The sequence below is a fragment of the Geobacillus sp. FSL W8-0026 genome (assembly GCF_037966255.1).
Taxonomy (GTDB): Bacteria; Bacillota; Bacilli; order Bacillales; family Anoxybacillaceae; genus Geobacillus; species Geobacillus icigianus.
Map to the genome: position 1 here is coordinate 2463240 of NZ_CP150194.1, position 12805 is coordinate 2476044.

At 54.4% G+C, this 12805-nt stretch carries 10 protein-coding genes; all 10 read right to left on the minus strand.

All coding sequences use genetic code 11. The annotated features are described in order from the left end of the window. Nucleotides 1-105 precede the first annotated feature (105 nt). The 10 genes from NST29_RS12310 to NST29_RS12355 all read right to left on the minus strand — a co-directional run bounded on the left by NST29_RS12310 (nucleotide 106) and on the right by NST29_RS12355 (nucleotide 12785). Nucleotides 106-2025, minus strand: a complete 1920-nt coding sequence (locus tag NST29_RS12310) for a stage V sporulation protein D (protein ID WP_033022201.1) — start codon at nucleotides 2023-2025, stop codon at nucleotides 106-108. A 72-nt stretch (nucleotides 2026-2097) separates the two neighbouring features. After that, entirely contained in the window at nucleotides 2098-4305 is a 2208-nt protein-coding gene (locus tag NST29_RS12315; protein WP_033022199.1) for a penicillin-binding protein, read from the minus strand. Nucleotides 4306-4311: 6 nt separating this feature from the next. Next, nucleotides 4312-4668, minus strand: a complete 357-nt coding sequence (gene ftsL, locus NST29_RS12320) for a cell division protein FtsL (protein WP_033022319.1) — start codon at nucleotides 4666-4668, stop codon at nucleotides 4312-4314. Nucleotides 4669-4804: 136 nt separating this feature from the next. Further along, a complete protein-coding gene (rsmH, locus tag NST29_RS12325; RefSeq protein ID WP_033022197.1) occupies nucleotides 4805-5737 on the minus strand; it encodes a 16S rRNA (cytosine(1402)-N(4))-methyltransferase RsmH in 933 nt (310 codons plus the stop codon). Nucleotides 5738-6015: 278 nt separating this feature from the next. Then, nucleotides 6016-7644, minus strand: coding sequence for a bacillithiol biosynthesis cysteine-adding enzyme BshC (bshC, locus tag NST29_RS12330; RefSeq protein ID WP_033022195.1), 1629 nt, complete (start codon nucleotides 7642-7644; stop codon nucleotides 6016-6018). Nucleotides 7645-8227: 583 nt separating this feature from the next. Then, entirely contained in the window at nucleotides 8228-8614 is a 387-nt protein-coding gene (locus tag NST29_RS12335; protein ID WP_033022194.1) for a DUF3397 domain-containing protein, read from the minus strand. Further along, nucleotides 8607-9500 carry a 2-dehydropantoate 2-reductase gene (locus tag NST29_RS12340; protein ID WP_033022193.1) on the minus strand — a complete coding sequence of 298 codons (894 nt, stop codon included), beginning with the start codon at nucleotides 9498-9500 and terminating at the stop codon, nucleotides 8607-8609. Before NST29_RS12340 ends, NST29_RS12335 begins: the two co-directional genes overlap by 8 nt. Before the next feature lie 100 nt (nucleotides 9501-9600). Continuing rightward, the gene (locus NST29_RS12345) at nucleotides 9601-10176 is read right to left on the minus strand and encodes an RsfA family transcriptional regulator (protein ID WP_033022192.1); all 576 of its coding nucleotides are present in this window, start codon (nucleotides 10174-10176) and stop codon (nucleotides 9601-9603) included. A gap of 73 nt (nucleotides 10177-10249) precedes the next feature. Further along, on the minus strand, nucleotides 10250-11005 hold the full coding sequence (locus NST29_RS12350) for an enoyl-CoA hydratase/isomerase family protein (protein ID WP_339232997.1): 756 nt from the start codon (nucleotides 11003-11005) through the stop codon (nucleotides 10250-10252). Nucleotides 11006-11216: 211 nt separating this feature from the next. Continuing rightward, nucleotides 11217-12785: an IS1182 family transposase gene (locus NST29_RS12355; protein ID WP_033018017.1), complete on the minus strand. Its 1569-nt coding sequence runs from the start codon at nucleotides 12783-12785 to the stop codon at nucleotides 11217-11219. Between the last annotated feature and the right edge of the window lie 20 nt (nucleotides 12786-12805).

The following is a 12805-nucleotide window of genomic DNA, read 5'->3' on the forward strand; positions in this document are numbered from 1 at the left end:
CATTCCTTTCCCATCGAAATCGTCTGCCGAACGATGCGGACAGCGGAAAAAGGGGCACAGCCAACCCGACGTGTCATCGCATCGGCCGCCCCTTGCCCGATCCCTTTACCGTTCTTTTGCGAAATAAATGCGGATGGTCGAGCCTTCTTTTACTCTCGCTCCCGGCTCTGGAGATTGTTCGACCACGACATCCCCTTCGCCACTAACATCTAATTTTAAGTCAAAAAGCTGTTCTTGCAAATCTTTTTTTGTCAACCCGATCAAGTTCGGCACTTCAATCACTTTCGGCTCGTTCCAATCACGCTCTTTTTCCAATTGATCCGGACGCGGCTTCACTCCGATCGTGCGCAAGCTATCTTCCATGATTTTCCCTACGATCGGCGCCGCCACCGTGCCGCCAAACTGAACGGTCCCTTTCGGATTGTCAACCGCCACGTAGACGACGAGCTGCGGATCGTCCGCCGGAGCAAAGCCGATGAACGATACGATATGATTGTTTTGCAAATAGCGGCCGCCTTGCGCCTTCTGCGCCGTTCCGGTTTTCCCGCCGACGCGGTAGCCTTCGACATACGCCTTTTTCCCTGTTCCTTGCGCGACGACGCTCTCAAGCGCGTACCGGACTTGTTTGGATGTTTCCTCGGAAATGACGCGCCGTTTTGCCTTCGGGGTATTGCGGCGCACGATTTCCCCCGTCTCCGGGTCAACCCATTGCTTGGCGACGTATGGCGTGTACAAAATGCCGCCGTTGATCGCCGCCGATACAGCGGCCACCTGCTGAATCGGCGTCACCGACACCCCTTGGCCGAACGCCGTCGTCGCCAGCTCCACCGGCCCGACTCGTTTTAAATCAAATAAAATGCCCGTTCCTTCCCCTTGCAAATCAATGCCGGTTTTCTCGCCAAACCCGAATTGCTTAATATACTTAAACAACGTCTCTTTCCCTAACCGTTCCCCCAACTCGACAAATCCTGGGTTGCACGAATTTTGCACGACTTCCAAAAACGTCTGCTCTCCGTGGCCGCCTTTTTTCCAACAACGGAGCGTAGCGCCGGCGACTTTCGCATACCCCGGATCAAAGAAATGGTCTTTCAGCAAGTTCACTTTGTGCTCTTCCAGCGCCGCGGCCAGCGTAATGATTTTGAACGTGGATCCCGGTTCATATGTACTCCAAATCGGCAAGTTGCGGTTGTAAATTTCCGGCGGAACGTTGCGGTAGTTGGACGGGTCGAAAGTCGGGCGGCTCGCCATCGCCAAAACTTCGCCGGTGTTCGGGTTCATGGCAATAGCAATGATGCCATCGGGATTGTATTTCGCCTCCGCAATGTCGAGCTCCCGTTCGACGATCGTCTGAATGCGCGAATCGATCGTCAACACCAAATTCAAGCCGTCGGTCGGCGGCGTATAATCATCCGCCATGTCGGGCATGCGCCGGCCTTTGGCATCGGAGTAAAACTGCACCGATCCACGCTCGCCGCTCAGCTCCTTATCATAATACAGCTCAAGCCCGGTGAGCCCTTGATTGTCGATGCCGGTGAAGCCGAGCACATGTGACAAATAGCTGCCAAACGGGTAATAGCGCTTCGTGTCTTCGGCAATATACACGCCGTCGAGATCGAGAGCGCGCACATCCGCCGCCTTTTCATTGGAAATTTTCCGCCCTTCTTTGAGACGGACGATCGATGTTGGTTGCGTGATTTGTTTATAGATCGATTCGACGGAGCCCCCCAATGCCTGCGCCAATTTTTCCGCTGCCTGCGCTGGGTTTTTCACTTGTCGGGGAATGACGTACACCGTCGGCGCGCTCATGTTGGTCGCCAACGGGACGCCATTGCGATCCAAAATTTCGCCGCGCTTCGGCTCAAACGGAATGTTCCTGCCCCACAGCCCTTTCGCCCGTTCCGCTAACAGATCGCCGAGCCAAAATTGGACGTAGCCAAGACGAAGATCGATAATCGCAAAAATCAAAATTCCGGTCAAAAAGACGATCGTCAACCGCTTGCGCACGGTCACGTACGATACGCGCATATGGCGGAACCTCCTTTATCGTGGGCTCGTTCCACTATATGCTTGTACGCCCCGTTGTAGAACGGCAAAAAATCATTCATGCGGGCCGTCGTCTTTTCGTTCCGCTGCCTCCTTCGCCTTTCTCGCCGCCGCTTCCTCCCACTGGCGCGGCGGAGCGAGCTCGACGATCAAGTAATCTCCTTTGCGCACTTCCGCCCCCGGGCGAATACTTTGGCTGATGACGTAGCCGCTTCCTTTGGTGCTCGGCCGCAATCCGAGAACGCGGGCCACTTTCATGGCGTCGCGAAGCGAAAAGCCGCGCAAATCCGGCATCGCGGCGGTCCCATCCGTCTTGAGCACAACTCGCTCGCCCACGAGCACGTCCTCGCCGGCTTGTGGCAGCTGGTCTTCAACGGAGCGGCCGCGACCGATCACGACCGGGACATAGCCGCTTTCTTTCACCTGTTTGGCGGCCAGTTCCGCCGGCTGGCCGATGAAGGAATCGAGCGGCCGCTGCGCCGCCTTTTCTTCGGTGCGCTTCTCTTCGACCGGTTGAATGTGCAAATATTGCAGGCTGCTTTTCATCACCGTTGTAAAAATTTGCGACACCGGCGCCGCCCCGGTTTCGGTCACATCGAGGTGCGGCTGTTGAACGGCGACATACATGAGCAGCTTCGGGTCATCGGCCGGCGCCATGCCTAAAAAGGAAAAAATGTAGTTTTCCCGTCCGGTCAAATAGCCGCCGGCGGCGGACGGAATTTGCGCCGTCCCGGTTTTGCCGGCGACGCGGTAGCCTTCGATTTGATAAGGACGGCCGGTGCCGTGTTCCGACGTGACGACCGTCTCTAAAATGTCCCGCACTTTTCGCGCCGTTTCCGCCGTGATCGGTTCGCCGACCACCGTCGGCTCATGATCAAGGAGGACTTTGCCGCTGTCCGGATCGACGACTTTTTCAATGACGTACGGCTTCATCATTTTCCCGTCGTTCGCGATCGCTGTTGCCGCCTGGATTTGCTGAATCGGCGTCACCGATGTCCCTTGGCCGAATCCCGTCGTGATCCGTTCGATCGGATAGCGGTAGCGAATTTGTCCGACTGCCTCGTTCGGCAAGTCAATGCCGGTTTTCTGATCGAAATGGAAGCGGTGCAAGTATTGCAAAAACCGGTCTTCTCCCAGCTTCTCTTTCACCAAAATCGAGAAAGCGACGTTCGAGGAACGCTGCACTCCTTCATTGAACGTAATCGTTCCCCAACCGACATCGTTATGGTCACGAACGATATTCGGCCCGACTCGATAAGAACCTGAATGAAACGTTTCATTGCCGTTGTACACCCCTTCGTTAATCGCTGCGGCGAGCGTGAACACTTTCATCGTCGAGCCCGGTTCGTACGGATAGGAGATGGCGTCATTGAAAAAGTTGGTGATGTTGCGCTTGTTAGGATCAAAGCTCGGGCGAGTCGCCATAGCCAAAATTTTCCCCGTTTTCGGATCGGCGACAATGGCGATCATCTTTTTCGGCCTATATTGTTTTTCAACGCCGTTCATAGCGTCTTCCAAAAACGTTTGAATTTTTTCATCGATCGTTAAATACACATTCGCGCCGTTGTTCGGCTTGACGATATGCTCCTTTCCCCCCGGAAGGCGAAACCCGTTCGCATCGCCGTCGAAAGATACATAGCCGTCTTTTTCCCGCAAATAGCGGTCAAGCTGTTTTTCGATGCCCATTTGGCCGACCGTGTCGTTATGCTCGTTTTTTTGCGCGTAGCCGACCACATACGAAGCGAACGTGCCGTTCGGATAAAACCGGGTCGTATCGCGGATGAAAGCGATGCCCGGCAGGTCGAGCGCTTCAATTTTCCGCTTCAGCTCAAAGCTGATGTTGCGGCCATACGATCCGAACTCTACCTGCTTCGCCTTTTTCGTTAAAATGCGCTTCACCTTTTCGACGTCCATGCCGAGCAATGGAGCGAGCTTTTTCGCCGTTTTTTCCGGATCAACGACATGGCGCGGATGGTTCGGGTCGGTCGTCATGTTCGGATCCAACACCGCGACAAGCGTGTAGGAAGGCACGTCTTGGGCCAAAATGCCGCCGTTGTGGTCGAAAATCGTGCCGCGCTTCGCCTCAAGCGTCCGCGTTTGCTTGCGCTGCTGTTCGGCGATTTCCGCCACCGGGTGCCCTTCCGCTTTTCCGGTCCATCCGAGCTGGATAAAGCGGGCAAACAAGAGCGAGAAAGCCAAGCCGAACAGGCAAAACAACAGCCATGCCCCCCGATGGGTGTTGCGATGCTTCTTTGTTTCCATCGGCCATCATTCCTGCACAACTTTCACGCGGTTTTCGTCAAGCGACAAACCGAGCTCTTTCGCCTTTTGCAAAATGCGCTCGTACGCGCTCAGCCGCTGCACCTCGACGTACAAGTCGTTGTTCGCTTTTTTCTGCTCGCCAATCGTCGCTTCAAGCTGCTGGACATGCCGGTTCAGCTCATAAAGGCGCACTTGGTTGGCCACGATGTGAACAGCCACATAAACGACAAACAAGCAAAACGAAACAAACAACAGCTTTTCAGCAAGCGACAGGCGAAAGCGCCGCTTCCGCCGCGGCGCCCGGCTCGGCGACGCGGCCGGACGTCCTTGTTCACGCACGACTTTGACAGCTGCATCGTTCACCATTGTTCCCCTCCTGTTTCTCCACTCGTTTTGTTCGGTATGGCCAACCGCCATGCGGTCATGGCCGTTCGATGTGATGTCCCTTCTTTTGCCCTTGCCGGCCGTTGCCCTACTGGGCGCTGCGCCTTTGCATCGGTCATCGTTTTTCAGCGATGCGAAGCTTGGCCGAGCGGGCGCGATGGTTTTGCTCCAACTCGTTTTCCGAAGGAACGATCGGCTTTTTCGTAATGATTTTCAGCACGGGCCGCCCTTCCTCGGGAAGAACCGGAAGCCCCGGGGGAAGCGGCGGACGCTCGCTCGCCTTTTTGAACGTTTCTTTGCAAATGCGGTCTTCAAGGGAATGAAACGTAATGACGCTCACGCGGCCGCCCGGCGCTAGCAATTCAATCGCCTGCTCGAGCGCCTCGCGAAACGCTTCGAGTTCATCGTTGACCGCGATGCGAAGCGCCTGGAAAATGCGCTTGGCGGGATGCCCGCCGCTGCGGCGCGCCGGTGCTGGGATGGCCGCCTTGATCACCTCGACGAGTTCACCGGTTGTTTCAATCGGCTTTTGGCGGCGCACCTCTTCAATTTTGCGCGCCACTTGCTTTGAAAACTTTTCCTCGCCGTAGCGAAAAAAAATGCGCACGAGTTCCTCATATGGCCAACGATTGACAATTTCCGCCGCCGTCAGCGACTGCGTACGATCCATCCGCATATCCAGCGGCGCATCATGCTGATAGCTGAAGCCGCGCTCCGGTTCGTCGAGCTGCGGCGAAGAAACCCCTAAATCAAAAAGGACGCCGTCAACACAGTGAACGCCAAACGCTGAAAGCTCTTCCCGCAAAAATCGGAAATTGCGGTGCACGAACTGCACTCGCTCGCCGTAGCGGGCCAGCCGTTTCCGCGCATGAGCAATGGCGGCTTCGTCTTGGTCAAACGCAAACAGTTTGCCGCGTTCTGAAAGAAGAGAGAGCAAATATTCGCTATGGCCGCCGCCGCCCAACGTACAATCGACATAAACGCCGTCCGGGCGAACGTTCAGCCCATCCACCGCCTCTTTTAGCAACACTGTTGTATGTCGAAACACATGTCCACCACCTTTGCTGCTTGCCGGCTCCTTGGCGTCACCAAGGGCCGCTCCCTTATTATATCGCAAACAGAAGCAAAATTTTAGCTTTTTTTGTAAAAAACCGTCCCTTTTTGTTTCTTTTTGTCGGATGGGGAAACGAGCAGTGCGCTATCCGTTCTGACAGACTTTACTTTTATTTCCAAAACACAAACGTTGTTTTTTTACAATTCCTTTTACAAAAAAAAAATCCTGCTTGAAACAGGATTTTTCTTTTCGACTTTTTCTTTGAAAAAGCCTTATATATATACAATTTTATGCATTCCGTTTTCCGGAGCAGGAATGGACAAAAGTTTTTCTACAAAATCAAATCCGTAACGGTTCACATAGTAAAACACGTTCCAAATCCGCTCCTGCGGCGCGCCGTGCGGCCGAAGCGCGGTTTCCACGCGCCAAAATTTCCGCCATTGGGTTTCGTGTTTACGCAAAAGCGCCCGCTCTAGCGCCTGTTGAAGAAACTCGATTTGCGCCTGGATGATGGCAGCATTTTTCGCCATCAATCCCTCCAATCCGCGATCAATGGCCATCCCGAGCTCCCGCAACGGCCGATGCGCCGCCTCCACTTCCGCTTTCGCTTTGGCAAACGCGCTCGAAAGCGGGGCTTCCGCCGTTCGTTTCAACCACTGTTGCTTCACCACATCAAGCTGCCCGCGCAATACGTCAGCCGCTTCCAAGCCGAGATCGGCCAAGTCCGTTTGCAGCGAACGGCTGACGATCGTCGCTTGCAGCCGGGGCACAACCGGCGGCATTTCCATCCCGAACAGCGGAAACGCCTCCTTCAATTCCGCCCAATAAGCGATCTCGCCGGGCCCGGCGACAAACGCGAGCGTCGGCAACAAATATTCTTGCATTAGCGGGCGGGTGACGACGTTGTTGCTGAAACAGGCCGGCTTCGTTTCAGCGAGCACGAGCAGCTCTTCCTTCGTCCAGACGACATTCCCCGCTTTAGTGCGAAACCGTCCGGTTTGTTCATCGTAGTGCAACAGCGAGCGCTCATGGCCGTCGTAATAAAACAAATTGGCCGCATCAGGCCCTATTTCAATGAGCGGCGCATACCCGAGCGTGCGCAGCGCTTCTTGCTGAGCCAACACAGCGGACGTTACGTCCCGGTGACGGTTGATAAGCTCGGCGAAAAAACGGCGTTCGAGCGGACGCACGGCGGCATCGCCGGCGTTCAAAACGACCAGTCCCTCATCGGCGAACAAACGCAGCACGATGGCGGCAAAAAAGTCGACAAACGTAGCCGCCCCATCGAGACAGAAAAAAAGGAAGGAGAGCAGTTCATTCGTGACGTCTGTTTCCCCGTACGTTTTGACGACGCGCTCCACCCACTCTTCGGCCAGCCGCCGATCAAGCGGGAGATCGGCCGCCATCCGCCTATCATTGACCTTGTGCGGATAAACGGCTTTTTTCACTTCTCCCCCTTCCACCACGTAAACGTGATTGATCTCGGCGATATCGTGGTCTTCGCCGGCGATCCAAAACAGCGGGACGACCGGCACACCTAGTTTTTCCTCTTGCTCTTTGGCCAAACGGATGATCGTGATGATTTTATAAATCGTATAAAGCGGACCGGTCAACAGCCCGGCTTGCTGCCCGCCGACGACGACAACGCTCCGCTCGTCGCTCAATCGTTCAATGTTGCCCATCGTCTTGGCTCCCGCCCCAAGCCGGCGATGGTAGGCGCGCAAATAATCGGCGAGCGGGCGTCGAGCATACGTTTTTTCTTGCAAATAAGACAACCGCCGGCGGAACGCCTCATCGTCCACCCGCGCATAGGCGAATCCCCGCTCAGCTGGAAACGCACCTGTTATGTAATCAGCGGCCAACTTCGTCGCTGCCGGCAGCGAAATATCGCGAACTTCCATGGCCCAAAACTCCCTTTCTATGTATTCTTTCCTGAGTATAGCACGTTTGGCGCCAAGAGAAAAAAGCCATGCTCAGCCGTTCGGATATCGCGCATCTCCTGATCGATCGGGGGAAACAGCGACGTTCACCCGTTCCATCGCCAATCAGGGCAAACAGCGGTTTTTCACCAATCCACTAGAAGGCTGGTGATTTAAGGGAGCAAGCCGCTGATCAAGCCCGTTTCTCAAACAGATAAGCCTTGTCGCGTCAAGAGCGCCTTTCAAACGTTTCCCCATTGCTCAAGAGAAACGACCGTTTTTCACCGCCCTCCTAGAGGGGCGGTGATTTAGTACAAAATAGTGCTATTCCATCTGTTTCTCAGTTAGAAAAACTTAGCGAAATCAGCCTTCTTTTTTGGCGAGATGCCGCTGATTTGCTCGTGGCAGTCGTTTTTCACCGCCCTCCTAGAAGACGGAAAGAGACGTCTATATCCGCCTGCGTCGCCATTCTAGTTTTTCACCAACCCGCTGAACGACGGAAACCGCCTCTTCGCTAGCCGGCCACCGGAGATCCGGATCGAGCTGCGCGCCGCCCCTTCCTCTTTTAAAGGCTGGCCGCAATGCGCACGACAATGCCATAAACCATTAGCCCCGCGTAAAGAGAGGCAAAAATAAGAAAGCTCGCCCGCCAAAATAAGCGAAACACCGCGCGCAGGCGGAAGTCCCCTTGTTTCCGCCAATAGCCGAGCGCGATCAATCCATGCAAAACGAACAAAAAGAGAAGAAGGGGAACGAGGTACGACCGATGAAACACGACCGCCAGCAAAAAATAAACAGCGGCGATGAAAAACACCGTTGCCGCGTTGACGGCGGCGTAAAACGATGACCGCTTGCGCCGGCCAAACAGGCGCGCGCCAACGTAGACGAGCAAAAACAACAAAAGCGGCGCGGTAATAAACGTTGCCAACGCTGAAGCAAGCCACTCATCCATCCTCCTCCCTCCCTTCCTTCCCTTTGATGGCGCAAAACAAAAAGCGAATAAGCGGCAGCGCCACCCCGCGCGCTTCACCTTGTTGAAGCACATAGCCTAAAATGGCGTCAATTTCCGTTCGACGTCCATGCGCCAAATCCATATACATCGACGAATAGTTGTCCGCCGTTTTTCGGCAGATGTGAACGATGCGTTCCCACGCCCGCTGCTCATCGGCAAGCGCCAGCGCCTGCCGCACTTCATCAAACAGCTGCACCATCATTTCGCGATACGGAGCCACCTCCAGGAGCGCACCGTTGTTCACTTGCAAAAGCGCCGTGAGCGGGTTGATAACCGCATTGACGACAAGCTTGTCGACAAGCATGCGCTTCCAATCATCGGCCCACTCGATCGGAAAATGAGGATCATCGCTCTGAAGTTCGCGAACATCGCCAATCGAGCCGAAGCGGACTGCCAACGTCAACTTGCCGACGCCTGTATGTACGACTGTGCGATCATCCCGTTTCCACGCCCCGTGTTCAACGACGCCAGCCAGAATCGTTTGGCCGGCCAACAACGGAAGCGAATCAAGATGGCCCATGCCGTTTTGCACGAACACGAGGGTGCGCACGCGGCGAAACGCGTCGACTCGTGCCCAGATGGCATCAAGGTCATACTGTTTGACCGCTACGAACACGAGCGGCTCGTTCAGCTCCGCGTCGGCAAACGGCCGCGCCCTGACCGCCACCGTTGTCGTTTCCCCGTCTTTTTCGAGCGCCACTCCTTGCTCAGCCAACTGTTTGGCCTGCGCCAAGCGTCTTGTGTATATCGTCACTTCATGGTGGCGTCCAAGGTAAGCCGCGAGCAGCAGACCGACCGCTCCACCGCCGACAATCCCGATTTTCAAGCTTCCTCTCCCCCGCTTTCTTGGCATATGACGTTAGCCTTATTGTAGCAAACATCTGTTGGTTCCGTTAAGAAAAAAAAGCCGGCTAACAGCCAGCTTTTCAGCTTTCACCGGCGCCATCCGCCTCGTTCGGCCCCGGCTTCTCATGATCGGCCACCATTTGACGCGCCCGTTCCATAATCGCCAGCAACGTCTTATACTCTTCTTGAACAGCGGCCAACTGTTTTTCGAGCGCCTCTTTCTCCATTTGCAGCTTGGTTACCATTTGCTGGAGCTGCTCCATATCATTTTTCAGCGCCCGATTTTCGTCCGCTGCCCGCCGGGCCTCGCGCGCCTTTTGTTCCTCCGCCTGCAAAAACGCCAGCACGTCCGGCCATGACAAGTGCTGTTTCCCTTCCGCTTCCACCTTCGCCCATCCCCCGCTTTCCTTGATCGCCGCCACCTCTTTTTTTCGCCTTTTCCGCTCTTGCTTCGCTAGTTCAATATCCTCTTTATACTGCTTGCGGACGCACGAGTTCCACCGAAATCCGCACGCCGCCGCCGTCCGCGACAAACGTCGTCCCACTTCAGCAAACGCTTCCAGCTGGGTGTTGCCTTCGCGAATATACTGAAGAACGACCTTGGCCAACAGCTCATCTTCTTCCTTTGTCCATGCGTCTTGGCGGATGCCTGTCATCTCCTTCCCCCTCCCCCTGATCACCGCTTTGTCATTATATGTATGCGGCTGCTAGAAACGGTAGAAGGAAAAATTACTTCTTGTGCAAAAAAGCGCGCAGCGCCTGTTCATGTTCGCGAGATCCCCACAGTTCGGCACAGCGGTCGATCTCGGCGAAAAACTGCTCACGAAACCAAGCCGTTCGCCATTTTTCGTTAGCCGTCGCTTTGTACGCCTGTAAAACAGCAAGCGGCCGCTCCGTGTAGACCGCGAGCCGCTGACGCCATTGTTCGCGCCACGACTCGGCCGGCACAATGGCATCTGTCCAACCGCGCGCTTTCATCTCCTCAGCCGTCATCAGCTCCGCGCGCAGCAATACATCGAGCGCCTGTCCGTACGGAAGCTTGGCGAACAACATCGACGCCCCTCCCCAGCCGGTAGTGATGCCAAGCCGCCCTTGCACAAATCCAATCCGGCTCCCTTCCTTGACCAAACGGATATCGCAAGCGGTCGCCAGCTCGCAGCCGCCGCCGATCGCCGTTCCGTTGACGAGGGCGACCGTCGGTTTCGGAAACGTCAACAACTTGTACAGCAGCTCCCCCATGCGCGTAAGCATTTGTTTTGCTTCCGCGCCACGCAAATGCCCAAACTCGTGTAAATCGCCGCCGGAGCAAAACGCCTCGCCGCCGGCGCCCGTTATGGCGAACACTTTGACGTGTTCATCGGCCGCCGCCCGTTTCATCGCTTCTTCCAACGCCTCCATCACCGCAAAGTTGATGGCATTGCGCTTTTCCGGCCGGCAAATCGTAAACAGGCCAACGCCAGCCTCATATTCCATTTTCGCTTCCATCGGTGCTTCTCTCCTTTCGCTTGCATCCCTCGCTGCTTTTCTTCCTTTTCGCTTGATGAATTGGGCAGCCATCGACCGATTTCCTGCTTGGCGGAAATAAAAAAAGAGGCTGTCCCAAAAGGTCGGTAAAACGACCTTTTGAGGACAGCCTCCTGCTTTTGTTTTTACATTATTTGTCTATTTTTTACTTTCTCAAAGGATCTGCTTCTTCTTATCCCCGTATGTTCTCCCTTTTTCTTTTTATTGGGTGGACAGTGGCCGCCCACTTTCTCAAATTGTGGGCAGCACAAATAAGCCCCCATTCCACGGTAATTTTTGGGAGCCCCCTTAACAAAAAGCGCTGGAATTGCTGGTTATGCTTGATTTGCCCAAACACCGGCTCGTTTTCGATTTGCCGTCTTCGATATGTCGCCGCCCCTTCTTCCGTGGACAGCCGTTCCCGAATCTCCTGCCGTTGTTGTTGATTCTTCAAAGAAACGCGGATGGTTTTCGTGTCTTTGCCTTTGGCGCATGCCGTTTGAAACGGGCATCCGGCACATGCCGTACAACGATACGTCCGTTTGACGGTAACGTACCCATTGTCGGTCGTTTCCTTCCGTTCATACACAAACACCAACCGTTCCCCTTTGGCGCAAATCCACTCATCCAGCTCCTCATCATACGTCATGTTCTCGATTCGGCCGGTCTCTTTCGCCCACGCTTTCGTTTGTTCCCGGTCCAGCGTGTTGTACTTGATCAGGGCGACGATCTTCTTTTTCTCGCAGTACGTGTAGTTCTCCTCACTCCCATAGGCGGAATCCGCAATGGCCCGTTTGGGCATTGGGCGTCCATAGGCGGCCAATTGCTCCAAATGCGGAATGAAACATCCGGCATCCCCCGCCCGTTGATGCACGCTAAATCCAGTGATGAATTGGTTCTCTGTCCCAATCTGCACATTATATCCCGGTTTGAGCTGGCCGTTTTTCATATGGTCGTCTTTCATTCGCATGAATGTCGCATCCGGATCCGTTTTCGAAAAGCTGTTCCGTTCGCCCAACACTTCTTTGTATTCTTCATACTTCTTCTTACGGGGGAGAAGATCTTGCTCCAATTGCCGTTTTGCTTTCTTTAACGTGCGATTCTTCGGCTCTTTCTTTAGGCGTTCTTCCACTTGTTCGATGACGGCTTCGATCTTTTCGGACGTAATCGGTGAAGCTTCCAGTTTTTCTTGAAAATCCCCTTCTTGTTCCGCCTCTTCATCTTCTTTCGCCACCTGTTCGATCGAGGCAACGATTTGCCGGAATTTCTCCTCCAGCTTCTGATCGTACTTTTCCGTTGATTTGCGCCAAACGAACGTGTATTTGTTGGCATTGGCCTCGATTTTCGTTCCATCCAGAAAGTAATCCTCTAGTTTGACGAGCCCTTCTTGACGCAGAAGATCAACAATGGAGAAAAACGTTTCGTAAATGACGTCCTTCATCCGTTCCGAGCGAAATCGGTTGATCGTGCGGAAATCCGGTGTTTGATGGCCGGAGAGCCACATAAAGTAAATGTTTTCTTTCAACTGCTTGGCGATTTGGCGAGAGGAGTAGATCCGATTGGCGTAGGCATACAGGATGACTTTCAACATCATTTTCGGATGATAGGCTGGGCGGCCTCCACCAGGATAGAGGGAAACGAGCAGAGCCGGATCCATTTTTTCCACTGCCAGATCCACGATCCGGCAAAGATGATGTTCCGGAATGAAAATTTCAAGATCCATTGGCAAAATGAGTTGATCTCGGTTATAATAAATGTACATAAGAAAACCGTCCTTTCTTG

Excerpts from the sequence above, each read along its gene's own strand:
- NST29_RS12350 (WP_339232997.1), bottom strand. The coding sequence starts at position 11,005 with ATGGAAGCGAAAATGGAATATGAGGCTGGCGTTGGCCTGTTTACGATT.
- bshC (WP_033022195.1), bottom strand. The coding sequence starts at position 7,644 with ATGGAAGTTCGCGATATTTCGCTGCCGGCAGCGACGAAGTTGGCCGCT.
- NST29_RS12345 (WP_033022192.1), bottom strand. The coding sequence starts at position 10,176 with ATGACAGGCATCCGCCAAGACGCATGGACAAAGGAAGAAGATGAGCTG.
- NST29_RS12335 (WP_033022194.1), bottom strand. The coding sequence starts at position 8,614 with ATGGATGAGTGGCTTGCTTCAGCGTTGGCAACGTTTATTACCGCGCCG.
- NST29_RS12355 (WP_033018017.1), bottom strand. The coding sequence starts at position 12,785 with ATGTACATTTATTATAACCGAGATCAACTCATTTTGCCAATGGATCTT.
- NST29_RS12315 (WP_033022199.1), bottom strand. The coding sequence starts at position 4,305 with ATGGAAACAAAGAAGCATCGCAACACCCATCGGGGGGCATGGCTGTTG.
- NST29_RS12310 (WP_033022201.1), bottom strand. The coding sequence starts at position 2,025 with ATGCGCGTATCGTACGTGACCGTGCGCAAGCGGTTGACGATCGTCTTT.